Source organism: Paenibacillus sp. SEL3 (assembly GCF_054602585.1).
Map to the genome: position 1 here is coordinate 1,006,928 of NZ_CM137725.1, position 15,277 is coordinate 1,022,204.

Here is a 15,277-nt window from a genome sequence, read left to right on the forward strand (position 1 = left end):
CAGAATTGATTATAGCACCCCGCTAAATGCGAGGCAATACTTTTTTATTCCGGTTTTATCACTTTTTGTTGCTCCCCCTGCTCTTTGCGTTGGGACAACCGCTGCAGATGCATTGTCAAATAACTAACCTCAGCCGGATAAACAGGTTTACGTAGCCTTTTCTCCATAATCTTCGTCAGTTTCCAGGACAGCATATACATTTCTGGATATTCTTCGTTCAAAAGCTTGTCCAATCGATAAATCTCCTGCACAATCTCTCCCCGGCGCACACGTTCAATCGCAAACCTCAGATGAGTCAGCAGTCGAGAATAATCAAGGGATTGGAGAGGAATTCGATAATCCAGTGTCGTCTCGACAACCTGAACCATATCAGCAATCAGACGAGAATCCTTCCTAACCTCGGAAATATGCTGGTTTGTCATAGCGCTATAAATATGCAGGGCCACGAATCCGATTTCATCTTCTCCCAGATCTACATTCATCTTATCCCTGATTAAAGCAACAGCCTGCTCAGCCATCTTGTATTCCTGAGGATATATTTCCCTAGTCTCATACAAAAACGGATTATGAATCGTAATTCCCTGTTTATGACGGTTGATGGAAAAAGCGATATGGTCAGTTAAAGCAATCAGAATGTGCTCATTTAGAGGCTTCTTTGCTTGAAGCTGAACAAGATGAAGCACCTCACCGATGACCTCGATGAGCTTTTCATCCAGCTCAGGAAGCAACCGTTTGTATTGCTCCTGTTCTTCATGGCTTTTTAATATAAATAATTTTTCAACTGAATCCAACGGCATAAGATCGCCGGGTCTGCGATTGAAACCGATTCCTTTTCCAATCACGACAACCTCATCATGCTCGGGGTGCATTCCTATAATCACATTGTTATTCAGCGCTTTGGCCACTTTTAGGCTGCTCACATCCGCACCTCTTTTATCAGAACCTTGATCCTAAGAATTATAGCATGAAGCTCAGAGGAATCCACGTTAAAGTACCAAATATTCGGCTAAAGGTCAATAAAAAGAAAACGCTTTTCATCACATTGCCGGAAAATGCTGTGATGAAAAGCGGTCTTTTGGTTAGGGATAGAAGCTCCCAAAGACTTATCGTTATTCTTTATCTGTTAGTGCTGCCTCCACCGAGGCTGGAAGAGGCTGCTTGTTCGCTTCACCGGAGGACGGCACGGAATGAAGGCCTTTTTTCCCAGTGGTCAGCCCCTTGATTAACTGTTCCACATCAATACCGGATACACTTTTCAGCATCTCGGGCGCCGTAGCCATCAGTTCGGTGACATAATTACTGACACGCGCTGCTCCTTCTCCTTTTCCTGTATCAACTACGGTGAGTTTATCAATGGACGCAATCGGTTCGGCAATACGTCCAGCCAGCTCAGGCAACATTTTTACGATAATATCGAGCACGGCAGCCTCTCCAAACTTCTGGAACGCCTCCGCCAGTTTTTCCTTGGCCTCCGCTTCTGCAAGTCCACGCAAACGGATGACATCTGCGTCTGCCGTACCTTTGGCGCGTTCGGCATCCGCTTCTGCTTGCCCGTTTAGACGTTTTTGTTCAGCTGACGCTTTAGCCTGTGTCTCAATCGAGTACTGCAGTGATTCAGCCTCACGCATTTTACGCGATTTATCTGCTTCCGCCGCTTGTTCGACCGCATACCGATCGGCTTCTGCCTTCTTTTTCACTTCCGCATCATATTGCTTTTCACGTACCTGTATTTCCTTGGATTGAAGGTCAATTTCCCGTTCTTTGCGCACCAGCTCGACCTTCATCTGCTCCTCGACGGCAGTCTGCTTGGCACGGGCCTCCTGGATGTGATAAGCCTGATCGGCTTCTGCCTTCGCTGTATCCTGTTCTTTTTTAAACGAAGCTACTTTCAGTTCTTTCTCTTTGGCTGCCTCGGCAATGTTGGTATCTCGCAGCAGTTCGGCCTTCTGGCCTTCCTGTTCCGCACGCGCCTTCTGAATTCGGGCATCCCGCACAGCTTCGGCTTCCGCAATCTCAGCATCCCGTTTCACAGCGGCAATTCTCGGCTTACCAAGCGCATCCAGATATCCGTGCTTATCACGCACATCTTTGATGGTGAATGAAACGATTTGCAAGCCCATTTTTTTTAGATCACGAGCAGCCACGCCCTGTACTTCCTGCGCAAACCGATCCCGATTACGATAAACTTCCTCCACTGTCATCGAGCCGAGGATTGCGCGCAAATGCCCCTCCAGTACTTCCTGAGCCTCTCCCCTAAGAGCCTCCAGTGGCTTCCCGATGAACTGCTCGGCTGCTGTAGCCACATCTTCAATAGAACTGCCGACCTTGATGATCGCCACACCATCCGCAATCACGGGAACTCCTTGCTCCGTATACACTTCCGGTGTGGTTACGTCCAGTTTATGGGACAACAGAGAGATGAATTCGGACTGCTGGAAAATAGGCCAAATGAAGGCCCCCCCGCCGCGTACAATTTTAATTTTACGTCCAGAGTCATCCTCGGAAATATTTTTATTTCCCAGAAAAGAACCCGTCACAATCATTCCTTCATCCGGCCCTACCGTTTTGTAGCGGGCCCAAAAGGCGATCCCTAATATGACGATAACGATAACAACAATCCCAGGGACCAACACAATATCTTGCAAATTTGACACTCCCGATCACGCTCCCTTCAAGTTAAGCGAATGCGCCGTCTAGGTGTCCAGGTACGCTACGCGGACGACGCCCTCTGCGACCTCAACCACAACGATACGGGTTCCCGCAGCAAGCGGTTTGTGATCGAAGCTCGATGCTGTATGTATGGTGTTGCCTGCACCCAAGCGGATCATAACCTCCCCGTAACCAACCTCAGGTACAGGAATGGTAACCTCACCAATCCGGCCAGTCAGCTCACGCATGGAGAAGCCGCTGGATACCTCCGAATTCGCCATGGGTTTGATAAACGCAAAGAACACGAGTATTCCGATGACAAACGAAATCCCTAAAGCAAGCACGACGACCCATCCCGTGCTCAGCCCGGTATACTTTGTCAGCAGTACTCCAGCTCCGCCAAAAGCGGTCATGGCTCCAAGTAAAACGACAGGTCTGAACCAATCAAGGCCCGGCAGCTCCAATGCACCATCCAGCCAACTACCGAGTACATCTCCGATCAGCACACTGACCACGGTAAAGATAGCGCCCCCTGCCAATAGCCACCAAAATATGGTTTCCATGCGACTCCTCCTTCCATGTACCTTTTCAGTCTGGTTTCCAGTCTATAACTATGTTTACGTATTCAACCTAAAAAAGTTTCAAAATTTTCCTCCAATATCCCAAATCAAACCCAAAAAAGCACGTTCGTACGTCTAATGACGCACAAACGTGCTTTAAATGATACAAATGTCGTTTTACAGGGATGCTTTGTAAATTTCGACTACATCTTCGCGATTGAGCTTGTTAAAGCCACCAAAAGATCCGAATTTCACAGCTTTATCAGCCATAACATCGATTTTGGACGCATCAATCTCGTAATCAGCCAGACGGCTTGGTGCACCAATCGAGTTCCAGAAATCACGCAACGCCTGAATACCTTCCAGCGCCACTTCTTCATCACTCTTGCCTTCTGGGTTTACATGGAACACATTGACCGCCAATTGTTTGAAGCGTTCAGGCTTCACATGCAGATTGTGTTTCATCCAATTCGGGAACAGAATAGCCAGTCCTCCACCATGTGGAATATCATAAACAGCAGACACCGCATGCTCGATATTGTGAGTAGCCCAGTCACCTGTTAGCCCCATGTTCAGGAAGCCGTTCAGCGCCATCGTACCACAATACATAATTGTTTCACGCAGCTCGTAGTTTTCCAGATCGTTGACCAGACCTGGAGCCGCGTCCATTACCGTACGCAAAATCGTTTCGCACCAGCCAAGTTGGACCGGAGTATTGGATTCCAGATGGAAATAATGCTCCAGCGTGTGTGACATCATATCTACGATTCCGTAAACCGTTTGATTTTGCGGCAGTGAGTATGTGTTCACTGGATCAAGAATAGAAAACGCAGGGAACGCAAATACGCTGCCCCAGCCCAATTTTTCCTGTGTTTTTTCATTTGTAATAACAGAACCCGCATTCATTTCAGAACCAGTGGCTGCCATAGTTAAAACCGTACCTAATGGCAATGCTGCCTGTGGTGCCGCTTTACGCTCTGCAAAATCCCACATGTCGCCATCATATTTTGCACCAACAGCAATGGCTTTGGAACAATCCAGCACACTACCGCCGCCTACAGCCAGAACGAGGTCGATTTGATGTGTTTTACACAATTCCACGCCTTTATGTACTGTAGATAAGCGAGGATTCGGTTCCACACCAGCCAGTTCCGTTACCTCTGCACCGATTTCACCAAGCAAACCTATTACATTATCATACAAGCCGCTGCGCTTAATGCTGCCGCCGCCATATACAAGCAATACACGTTTACCATATTTAGGAACTTCACGCTTGAGAGCCTCCAATTGTCCTTTACCGAAGATCAATTGTGTAGGATTATAAAATTCGAATGCTTTCATCGCAAACGCTCGCCTCCAATAGTTCTAAAGTTTAATATTAAGAAACTACTCTATTATAACCTTTTCGGTTACAGGAAACAAATCTGCTTTGTTTTCAGAAAAAAACCACACTCCTTGAGGAGCATGGTTCCATGTCATATCTTGGGAGGGTTCTCGTAGTATAGTATGTGCTTCGCAAGCAATTTTATTCTCCCAAAGTATATCCCAATTGTTTCATAAAACGACCAAAGGCCTGCTGTCCGGACGGATTCCGTTTATATACTCCTGCATGCTCTAAAATTTCACTGAATTTCAGTCCAACCTCATTTTGTATGGTACGAACAGCCGTCTCCTTGTCAGGCAAACGACCGAACCGAGTGTTTAACTGGTAAATCCAGTCTGCATGCTTAAACAGCGGATGTCCTTCTTGCTGTACAGCCACAGCCAGTTTGTCATCCCCACACAAAATATCTGCAATTCCATCCAGTTCATCCTTGAGCCGCCCCGGTAATATGGCAAGTCCCATAACTTCGATCAGACCGATATTTTCCTTCTTGATGTGATGCATCTCGCGGTGAGGATGAAAAATACCTTCCGGGTACTCTTCACTCGTTCGGTTGTTGCGCAGTACGAGATCCATCTGATACCTGCCTTCGGAATCACGGCGCACAATCGGCGTCACAGTATTATGCGGAATCGTTTCCCCCTCTTGCTCTGTATGAGAGAGGACATCAGCTACAGGATCACTATAAGCTTTCCAGGCTTCAAAAGCAGCATTTCCCGCTTCCAACAGCGCCTCGGCATCTGTTGACGTAAAACGGATGACCGACATCGGCCAATTTACAATCCCTGCTGTAACCTGCGGGAACGCTTCATTATGGTATACGCCGTCCACACCCGCTTTTTCAATTGGGAATGTATGACGACCACCCTGAAAATGATCATGGGTCAGAATCGATCCGCCGACAATCGGCAGATCCGCATTGGAGCCAATAAAATAATGCGGAAACGCTTTCGTAAAGGCCAGTAATCGGCGCAGTGTATCCTTCGTGAGCTTCATCGGTACATGATTATGATGGAACACGATGCAATGCTCGTTGTAATACACATAGGGTGAATATTGAAAAAACCACGGTTCCCCATTCAATTCCACCGGAATGATACGCAAATTTTGACGGGACGGATGATTTACTCTTCCTGCATATCCAACGTTTTCACGGCATAATTGACACTTGGGATAAACAGGCGGCGGCAAAAGCTTCGCCATCGCAATTTCCTTGGGACTTTTTTCTGGCTTGGACAAATTAATCGTAATTTCCATATCTCCGTAAGATGTCGACTGATTCCAGTACACATTGCTGGCAACCCGATCCATTCGGATGTAGTTCGAATCGATAGATAATTGATAAAAAGCATCAGTCGCCGCCTCTATGCCACGTTCAGCCTCCGTTTGATGAAAGTCACGGATGACTTCAGATGGTCTCGCCATCAGTAGTCCCATAATTTTGGAATCCAGCAAATCACGATACGTATCTGTGTTTTCGGGGATAAGGCCTATGGCAAAACCATAATCTATCAATACATTAAGCACAGGCTGGAGGGCTTCAGGGGCCATAATGCCCCCTACATCCCTACCTGAATAAGGCTCGGAAAAACCAAACTGATCCAATAACAAATTACGGCTGTAATCTGTGTCTTGCGGACCGACCAAGCCCTTATTTTGTGCGAATGCAACCAGTTGCTCCACCGCATATAGAGCCGACTGCTGTACAGTTTCGTCGATGTCATGGGCCAGATGCCGGGAATGTTCCCGGCCTTGGCCTTTATCTGCAGATTGGCGCTCGCTCATATGTCATCGTCTCCCGTCTATTCGTCGCCGTAGCCGTGAGGGTGCGACTGATGCCATCCCCATGCTCCGCTAATAATATCCTCCAGTTGGGTACGCGCTGGACTCCAGCCCAACACCGAACGAGCCTTGTCAGAAGATGCAACCAATATCGCTGGATCGCCTGCGCGGCGAGGTTCTGTCACAACTGGAATCTCGAGCCCGGTGACCTTGCGTGCTGTCTCAATTACTTCTTTCACAGAGAAGCCCTGTCCGTTGCCCAGATTGAACACGTTGCTGTCATTGCCTTCGCGCAAATAATTTACTGCACGCACATGAGCATCCGCCAGATCACTTACGTGAATGTAATCCCGAACACATGTGCCGTCAGGTGTCGCATAGTCCTCACCAAACACAGCGATGTGTGGACGCTGTTTCAAGGCTGTCTGGAGCACCAATGGGATCAGATGACTTTCTGGTCGGTGATCTTCGCCGATCTTGCCGCTCTCATGCGCACCAGCCGCATTAAAATACCGTAAAGACACATATTTGATGCCTAAAACTTTATCAAACCACGACATCATGCGCTCCATCATCAGCTTTGTTTCACCATACACGTTGGTTGGCTCTGTACGGTCACCCTCTTCAATCGGCACCTTTTCCGGTTCGCCGTAGGTAGCCGCAGTAGAGGAAAATACAATTCGGCGCACTCCGGCATCTTTCATCGCCTCCAACAAGCTCAGCGTGCCAAATACATTGTTGTCGTAATATTTACCAGGATTTTGCATACTTTCTCCAACCAGCGAGTTGGCTGCAAAATGGATAACTGCATCGATACTATTTTCAGAGAACAGTTTGGACAGTAATTCTTTATCCCTCAAATCCCCTTCATACAACTTGCCCCCAAGCAACGCTGCTTTGTGCCCTGTTTGCAAATTATCCAGCACCACAACTTCTTCTCCCAGATTCAACAATTCTGCTACGGTATGTGAACCGATATATCCAGCTCCACCTGTTACTAAAATGGCCATGTTATTCGTCCTCCTTCAGTTCTTTAACTCCGTCTCCTGCCTTGCATACATAAAAGCTGGCTTCCAGCCCTGTGCGGGTCTGATAAGCTTCGCCGACTTCCTTCACAAAACGTTCAACATCGTCCTCATGAACCAACGAAACCGTACACCCTCCAAATCCAGCTCCCGTCATACGAGCACCCAACGTGCCAGGAATGCGTCGGGCTTCTTCAACCATGACGTCCAGCTCCGTGCAGCTGACCTCATACAAATCGCGTAATGAATCATGAGAAGCATTCATTAACTGACCAAAAGCTGCAAGTTCATTCGCCGCGAGAGCATCGACAGAGGCCAATACACGAGCGTTTTCCTCCACCACATGCTGTGCCCGCCGACGCACTGTTTCGTCCGTGATGTGGTGCTGAAGCTCTCCGAAACGCGTCTCATCCAGCTGAGCGAGGTATTCCAGTGACGGCTCCTGCTGCTGCAAAATGGACAGTGCTTCGGCACATTGGCTACGACGCTCGTTATAGGCCGAGTCCACCAAACCGCGACGCTTATTTGTATTGCCGATCACCAACTTATAATCTCCCGTACGGAATGGAACTTTGCGGTAATCCAACGTATCGCACATCAGTAGAATTGCATGATCAGCTGCTCCGTTCGCTACAGCGAACTGGTCCATAATGCCGCAATTGACACCAACGTAATTGTTTTCTGCTCGCTGGGACAACAAAGCGATTTCGACCGTATCTGTTTTCTGTTTTTCAATAGTGAGGAACGCGTATCCTGTAACAACCTCAATGGAGGCTGAAGAGGATAATCCAGCACCGTTCGGTATTTCTCCGTGATAGAGCAGGTCATATCCCTTAGACGGATAAACTCCCTTATCAGCTAGCTCTACCAACACGCCCACCGGATAGTCCACCCACTCATCCGTTTTGTTTTTACCTATTTCTCCGCGGGAGATAGATACTTCATACGACAGGTTTGTCGAAGCAAAATGAATCTCATCATCATTACGCGCACGAAGGATCAGCGTCGTTCCAAATTCCAGCGCAGCCGGGAGTACATAACCACCATTATAGTCGATATGCTCTCCAATCAGATTGACACGTCCAGGTGCATGAAATATCCGCAGTTCATTGCTGCTTTCACCATATTTTTTAATAAAATGTTTCTTTAATTCAGTAGAGTTCATATCCGCATCCACCTCGTATACCGTTAGTAAAGGCCACCTGATTTCCCTGTAACATCTTAATCAGGTTGACATCTCTTATGATTTCAGTATAAATGAAAGCGCCACACAATGTAATGCATCCATGTGTTTAAGCTATGGATAAATGTGACTTGGATATGTACAATGTAAGTATACCGCATACGCTAAACTATTCACAAATGCAGGAAGGATGACCCTATTTTGCAAACGCATTCATATAGTTATGCTGTCGCCTCTAATCCAGTGTTTTATGAAAATAGCCCACTGCATGTGCTTTTTGCAGGAGAGAGCCAAACCAAATCCGGTCATGCCGTAGGGCCGAAAATCTATGATTACTATCTGCTCCACTTTGTAGAATCGGGCAAAGGCATCTTCCGAACGGAACAGCACACATATCAGCTTGAAGTAAACGATTTTTTCCTTATCCATCCTGGTCAGCTGGTGAGCTATACCTCTGATGAAGAGGAACCGTGGCGTTATCGTTGGTCTGCGTTTACTGGACACCATACTGAGCAGGTGGTGCAGGAGGCAGGGTTGCGTGTTCACCAGCCTGTCTTCCATGCTTCCGATCAAAGTCCAATCCCCGGTTATTTGAAGCAAATGCAATTGGCCTTTTATAGCAGAAAATCTAGTTCTCATTTATCAGCCTTGGGCTATTTGTATCTGATTATGGGGGAAGCAGGCAATTACCTGAGCGACTGGACTGATCCGTCCGGGGCGGATTCACAAATTCAACGTACAGTCAAGCAGATGGTGCAATATATGTCCACTCAGTACGCACATCCCGTTTCCATTGAGCAAATGTCTGAAGGACTTGGTTATAACCGTGCGTATTTGTCACGGATATTCAAAAAGGAAACGGGCATCTCCCCCGTCACCTATCTGCTTAAGCTAAGAATTGACAAATCACGTCAACTGCTGCGTGAGCGTCCTGAACTATCGGTAGAGCAAGTGGCCGCTTCGGTCGGACTAACTGATGCCTTATATTTCTCACGTCAATTCAAGCGCTTCTGTGGTCAGTCTCCAACCGAGTACCGAAGCAAGGTTAAGCAGTATCCACAGTCGTAAAACAGACTTAAACAGCCCGCATCCTTTAAACGGATACGGGCTGTTAATTTATATTGTATAAGAGAACACGCAATTAGGCCGATGACTACAAATTAACTTTCGCCATTAGGCTGTGCCGCCGTCCTGTCAGTTCCCGGCATTCAGAATCGAATCAATCCGATCCAGTTCCTCCTGAGAAAAGTCCAGATTGGATAAAGTAGCAACATTTTCTTCAATTTGGCTTACACGGCTTGCCCCAATCAAGACAGAGGTCAGACGTTCGCCGCGCAGAGCCCAGGCCAGCGAGAATTGAGCCAAACTTTGTCCGCGTGCAGCAGCCATCTGATTCAGGGCGCGTACCTTGCGAAGTGTCTCTGGCGTCACATGGTTCTCATTCAGGAAAACCGATGTACTCGCTGCACGTGAATCCTCAGGAATTCCGTTCAAATATTTATTGGTCAGCAATCCCTGCGCCAGCGGGCAAAAGGCAATGCTGCCTACCCCGTTTTCGTCCAGTACATCTTGTAATCCATTTTCAATCCAGCGGTCAAGCAAGGAGTATTTCGGCTGATGAATCAGAAGCGGTGTTCCCAGTTCCTTCAGAATGCGAGCTGCTTCCGCTGTTTGCTCCGCACTATAATTGGACACACCCACATACAACGCTTTGCCAGAACGTACGATATGATCCAGTGCTCCCATCGTTTCTTCCAGCGGCGTAACAGGATCAAATCGGTGAGAGTAGAATATATCGACATAGTCCAGCCCCATCCGCTTCAGGCTCTGATCCAGACTAGATATCATATACTTGCGAGATCCCCAGTCTCCATAAGGCCCTGCCCACATATTGTAGCCCGCTTTGGTGGAGATGACCAACTCATCCCGGTACGGTTTCATATCACTGGCTAAAACTTGTCCAAAAAATTCCTCAGCTGATCCCGCAGGAGGGCCATAGTTATTAGCTAAATCAAAATGCGTAATTCCCAGATCAAAGGAGCGGGTAATCATGCTACGGCCATTCTCCGCGTTGTTAATCCCGCCAAAATTGTGCCACAAGCCCAACGAAATAGCGGGCAGTTTTAGACCTGATCTCCCTGTACGGTTATATTTCATACTTTCATAACGATCTTCGCCAGCTAAATAAACCATGCTATCCCAGCCTCTCTCGAAACATTGTAATGTCCATCACAACATCATCATAGCGCTTTTATCCAGGCGTTGACAAGAAAACGATTACAAACCTAATTGATGAGCAAGTTTTTCCATAACTTTACCGATTGGATCAGTGATTAAAAGATCCGCCTTATGATCATACGAGGTCGGATCTGTATTCAACAGCACCGTATGTTTACCACGAAAATAAGTAATCAAGCCCGCAGCGGGATGTACTGTCAGCGACGTTCCTCCAATTAACAGCAGATCAGCCTGCGAAATAGCCTGAACGGATTGAATAATGGTATCCTGATTCAGCTCCTCCTCATATAAAACGACATCCGGTTTGATAATTCCTCCATCTATCGGACATTTGGGTACAACCTCAGAGCTGTTCATCACTTCATCTAGACTGTAAAAGCGTCCACATTCCATACAGTGGTTGCGATGCACCGAGCCATGAAGTTCTAGTACATTCACACTACCTGCAGCCTGATGTAAACCGTCAATATTTTGGGTCACAACCGCTTTTAGACGGCCTTGTTTTTCCAATGACGCGAGGAAATGATGACAACCGTTCGGCTCCGCATCGGGATGCAGCATTTTGCTGCGATAGAAGTCGAAGAACACCTCAGGATGCTTCACAAAAAATGAACGGCTCAGCATAACCTCAGGGGAATAAGGCAATTTCTCCTCACTTTGATACAGGCCTGCTGCCGAACGAAAATCCGGAATACCGCTTTCCGTAGATGTGCCTGCTCCGCCGAAAAAAACAACATTCTGCGATTGCTGTATCCATTCCGCCAACGTATTAACATTCATACCCTACGCACCTCCAGTTCTTCATATCCACGAACAACCTTATCCGCATTCAGTAAATGACCAGAACGTTCTGCTTCTGGCGCAAATCCAATAGCGAGCCGCACTCCGGCACGCTTGCCCATCTGCATATCCCCATTGCTGTCTCCGATGACTACCACGTCCGCCGGCGACAGTCCTAGTAACGCGCAGGCTTTTTCAGCCATTTCCGGGTCAGGCTTACCGTATGTAACCCTATCATGTCCGATAATCTCGTCAAAATAAGATGTCAGCCCCATCCACTCCAAATGCTCCTGTGCAGCCTCGGTACTGTCAGAGGTCACAACTGCCAGCTTCAGCCCGGCATGGCGGCTTTGCTCCAGCAATGTCCGCAATCCTGGAAACACCTTCGCTGCCCGATGTCGCCGAATATCAGCCATCGCCGTTTTATTAAAGTCGCGGACAAGCCGCACAGCCTCATTCCACGGTACACCAGCAGTATAAAGCTGCCAAGCCAGTACCCCTGTACTTTCGTCCACCGTCCCCATGGCCAGCGGGCCAGAAGGATCGTAACCGATCACACGCCCCTCCTGATCGTGAACAGTACCTAGAACGGTACCTTTTTCCACCGTAAAACCGGCACCCGCCACGGCAAGATGCTGCTCCATCATATCCAGTATAGAACGAGCCCAGGGGCCCCACAACTGAATAAAATCCAGCAGCGTGCCATCTTTATCGAATAAGATGCCACGGCATGGGTATCGCTTCCCCTGCACGATCAGCTCAGACATGCATTACACCTCCTTTACGGGTTCTTAGAAGCTGAATCCACACTCTCTTTCATCCAATCCTGTAAAGCCGTTACCGTCTGGTTCCATTGCTCGACGGCGCTAATTTTCGCAGGATTATCCCCTTTCTGGGCACCGTAACTGCCAAATTGGGCATGGTTCCCCCCTTCGACTGTAAAATACAGCGTGTTGGCAGGTAAATAAGTTCTACCACTTTGGACATTTTCCATCTGGACGACTCCATCATCACTTCCCAGTAGAGAAATAACAGGCAGATTTTTATCCTTTAAATTTCCTTTGTTATCCGGGTAGGAGGCAAGGAAAAATACACCTTTGACCTGATCAGGATGCGCAGCTGCATATCGGGCCGCCATCACTCCACCTAACGAATGACCTCCAATAACAAACGCTTCTTTCGGATATGCCTTTAGCACTTCATTCGCTAGATCCGGGGAGATCAATGCAAGGTTGAGTGGCATTTTTGCAATAATCACATGATGACCCTTTTCCGCCAGACGGCGTGCCAAAGGCGCATAGCTTTCGGGCTTCACCAACGCCCCTGGATACAAAATGACTCCAGCTCCGCTTCTTTTTACAGGCTCAAAACCAACCCAATGTTCTTGTTCATTTACTTTCACAGCATCCGCTACTTCGGCTAATGCAGCCGCCGCCGTCTCGTCAGGCTGATAAGGCGTAAATACCTTCCATGCTCCCCACCCTGCTATCAGTGCAATAATAATCAGGATGCCTAAGAGAACTTTCCATATTCTCCGAGGACCACGTGTCCCATATGAATTGTATGATCTTCTTGTTCTTCTTCTCATTGTAAAAGTTCCTTTCGCCTTTCGTACCTCGTAATTCGTAATTTGAATATAAAATGTGCCGCTGTATTCTCAGCGTAACTATAGCCTTGTTAGGGTAACATCGTTGCACACACAGGGTCAAATCAGCATACATTTCCAAGTATTAGCCCGTCTTTGTCCGGTGTTCAAGCTTTCGCCACACAATAAGGTTATGATAACGCTTACTATTGTGAATAAAATCACAATGATAAAGTCCAGAGTATCGTACCTTGTTCCTTGTAAAGAATTATTTTTTAAATAGTTTATTCGGCAGAAGCCGCTCGGAGGGAAACACATGACGACAAGCCATGATGTACAAGGGGAAAGCTTCTTTCTCAATTTGCGATTTCTGTTGATCATATGCGTATTTGCAGGAAATGCTCTGGAGCCTCTAGTCGGTTCATTTCATATTGCTCAACAATGGTTCAGCTGGATATTCATGTTTCATATGCCGTTGTTTGTACTCGTTACAGGCTACTTTGCCCAAACATCTTTGACCGGATCTGCAGGCCGAAAAGTTCTGCTTCAGATCGGTATGCAATATCTTATTTTTCAATCGCTCTATTCGATCTTGGATGTTGCGCTCTTCCACGTTCCCCATATCCATCATTCGTTCTTTGCTCCTTATTTGCTACTCTGGTTCCTTGCCAGCCATATCTGTTGGAGACTGCTAATGCTGTCTTTTCAGAAAATACCACCTGTCCTCCAATTGGGTATATCCGTGCTGCTCGGTATCCTCGTCGGGTATCTCCCTGTGGATGGTATATGGCTGAGCGTATGCAGAACCTTTGTTTATTTGCCTTACTTTGTAGCAGGTTATCATTTGAATTATGCGGACGTTCGGCGGTTTTTCACAGCTCCAGTCCGCATAATCGCTGGCTTTATATCTCTTCTGCTTATGGTACTGGCGGGAACGTCGTATTTCGACATCCCGGCAGGCTGGCTGTATGGCAATATGACTTACGGTGAATTGGGCCATACCGAATGGTACGCAGGAATTTACCGCATCGGCATTTATGGAGTTCAATGGATAGCATCCATGGCGTTCCTAAGCTTTGTTCCAGCTGTCACAGGACGTATAACCGAGATGGGAAGACGGACACTATATGTCTTTTTACTGCATGGCTTGATCGTCCGTACCGTCGTTGCGAAGGGAGTCTACGAATATATAGACACTCCAGTGGAAGTCATGTTGATTGTAGTGTGTGCTGCTGGTCTGTGCTGTATGTTGACCATGCCTTGGGTTCGAACTGCAACACGACCTCTGATTGAGCCACAGGTAGAGTGGATGCTAAAGCCAGCTCCTTATCCCTTTAGACGGTCCGCGTAATTTTTTTATCCATTTTTTATTTAACATTGAACACGCCACAACCCACTTACAGACCAACATGTAAGCGAGTCTACCCCCTCTTTACTCCACTTGGAGCCTGTTTCATACAGACGTGACGTGGTAAGTAAAGGATGCGCGCAACAAAAAACAACTTTTTTATTAAGGAGTGATTTGTAATGGCACGTAATCAAAATCAGGGGAAAATGAGTCGCGAAGAGGCAGGTCGTATGGGTGGAGAAGCTACTTCCAAGAAGCACAATAAGGAATTTTATCAGGAGATTGGTAAAAAAGGCGGGGAAGCAACCGCAAACTCTCACGATAAAGAATTTTATCAGGAAATCGGCAAAAAGGGCGGCGATGCTACAGCTGAGTCGCACGACAAAAATTTCTACAGAGACATCGGTCGTAAAGGTGGCAGAAATTAAGGTGTAATGTCCTCTCCCGCCCTCCTTTAACATATAAACAAGCTGAGCCCATCTGCTTTATTGCGGTATGGGCTCTTTCATATTTTCCCTGGTACACAAACCTATCAGTATAGATATTCTAATAGATTCAAATTAAAACCTCTTCTAAATGCAATATATAGAGAAATAAAACTGCTCATGTCTATATATTGTTGATTACAGAACACTTCTTGTATTTTTTCAAAATCTTCATATATGTAGAAAAAAGCTCACATCTATGATAGACTCTTTAGAAAACATCTGCGCTATCACGGCGTCCATTGAACGCCATACTAT

General features: G+C 47.0%; 13 protein-coding genes and 1 pseudogene. 3 read left to right on the forward strand and 11 right to left on the reverse strand.

All coding sequences use genetic code 11. The annotated features are described in order from the left end of the window. Nucleotides 1-44 precede the first annotated feature (44 nt). The 7 genes from glcT to ACYCS5_RS04795 form a co-directional block, all read right to left on the reverse strand. Nucleotides 45-920, reverse strand: coding sequence for a glucose PTS transporter transcription antiterminator GlcT (glcT, locus tag ACYCS5_RS04765; RefSeq protein WP_029515704.1), 876 nt, complete (start codon nucleotides 918-920; stop codon nucleotides 45-47). A gap of 189 nt (nucleotides 921-1,109) precedes the next feature. Then, nucleotides 1,110-2,645 carry a flotillin family protein gene (locus tag ACYCS5_RS04770; protein ID WP_039272892.1) on the reverse strand — a complete coding sequence of 512 codons (1,536 nt, stop codon included), beginning with the start codon at nucleotides 2,643-2,645 and terminating at the stop codon, nucleotides 1,110-1,112. 48 nt (nucleotides 2,646-2,693) lie between these two features. Beyond that, entirely contained in the window at nucleotides 2,694-3,212 is a 519-nt protein-coding gene (locus ACYCS5_RS04775) for a membrane protease regulatory membrane protein (RefSeq protein WP_029515706.1), read from the reverse strand. 174 nt (nucleotides 3,213-3,386) lie between these two features. After that, nucleotides 3,387-4,550, reverse strand: coding sequence for an iron-containing alcohol dehydrogenase (locus tag ACYCS5_RS04780; protein ID WP_069012479.1), 1,164 nt, complete (start codon nucleotides 4,548-4,550; stop codon nucleotides 3,387-3,389). A gap of 184 nt (nucleotides 4,551-4,734) precedes the next feature. Continuing rightward, on the reverse strand, nucleotides 4,735-6,378 hold the full coding sequence (locus ACYCS5_RS04785; RefSeq protein WP_029515708.1) for a UDP-glucose--hexose-1-phosphate uridylyltransferase: 1,644 nt from the start codon (nucleotides 6,376-6,378) through the stop codon (nucleotides 4,735-4,737). A 17-nt stretch (nucleotides 6,379-6,395) separates the two neighbouring features. Beyond that, nucleotides 6,396-7,385, reverse strand: coding sequence for a UDP-glucose 4-epimerase GalE (gene galE, locus ACYCS5_RS04790; RefSeq protein WP_029515709.1), 990 nt, complete (start codon nucleotides 7,383-7,385; stop codon nucleotides 6,396-6,398). A gap of 1 nt (nucleotide 7,386) precedes the next feature. After that, nucleotides 7,387-8,565: a galactokinase gene (locus tag ACYCS5_RS04795; RefSeq protein ID WP_029515710.1), complete on the reverse strand. Its 1,179-nt coding sequence runs from the start codon at nucleotides 8,563-8,565 to the stop codon at nucleotides 7,387-7,389. Between the two features lie 219 nt (nucleotides 8,566-8,784). On the opposite strand from ACYCS5_RS04795, the gene ACYCS5_RS04800 reads away from it, so the two are divergent. Then, entirely contained in the window at nucleotides 8,785-9,651 is an 867-nt protein-coding gene (locus tag ACYCS5_RS04800) for an AraC family transcriptional regulator (protein ID WP_069012478.1), read from the forward strand. 126 nt (nucleotides 9,652-9,777) lie between these two features. Here ACYCS5_RS04800 and mgrA read toward each other — a convergent pair whose 3' ends face one another. From mgrA to ACYCS5_RS04820, 4 genes are all read right to left on the reverse strand, one after another. Continuing rightward, nucleotides 9,778-10,776, reverse strand: coding sequence for an L-glyceraldehyde 3-phosphate reductase (mgrA, locus tag ACYCS5_RS04805; RefSeq protein ID WP_459760900.1), 999 nt, complete (start codon nucleotides 10,774-10,776; stop codon nucleotides 9,778-9,780). A gap of 84 nt (nucleotides 10,777-10,860) precedes the next feature. Further along, the gene (locus ACYCS5_RS04810) at nucleotides 10,861-11,601 is read right to left on the reverse strand and encodes an NAD-dependent protein deacylase (RefSeq protein ID WP_340886205.1); all 741 of its coding nucleotides are present in this window, start codon (nucleotides 11,599-11,601) and stop codon (nucleotides 10,861-10,863) included. Further along, entirely contained in the window at nucleotides 11,598-12,368 is a 771-nt protein-coding gene (locus tag ACYCS5_RS04815; protein ID WP_459760901.1) for an HAD family hydrolase, read from the reverse strand. Before ACYCS5_RS04815 ends, ACYCS5_RS04810 begins: the two co-directional genes overlap by 4 nt. A 14-nt stretch (nucleotides 12,369-12,382) precedes the next feature. Beyond that, nucleotides 12,383-13,189: an alpha/beta fold hydrolase gene (locus ACYCS5_RS04820; protein WP_342425136.1), complete on the reverse strand. Its 807-nt coding sequence runs from the start codon at nucleotides 13,187-13,189 to the stop codon at nucleotides 12,383-12,385. Between the two features lie 313 nt (nucleotides 13,190-13,502). Here ACYCS5_RS04820 and ACYCS5_RS04825 point away from each other — a divergent pair, with 313 nt between their 5' ends. Next, the gene (locus ACYCS5_RS04825; protein ID WP_039272871.1) at nucleotides 13,503-14,537 is read left to right on the forward strand and encodes an acyltransferase family protein; all 1,035 of its coding nucleotides are present in this window, start codon (nucleotides 13,503-13,505) and stop codon (nucleotides 14,535-14,537) included. 176 nt (nucleotides 14,538-14,713) lie between these two features. Then, a pseudogene (locus ACYCS5_RS04830) lies at nucleotides 14,714-14,953 on the forward strand (KGG domain-containing protein); the annotation flags it as partial. Nucleotides 14,954-15,277 lie beyond the last annotated feature (324 nt).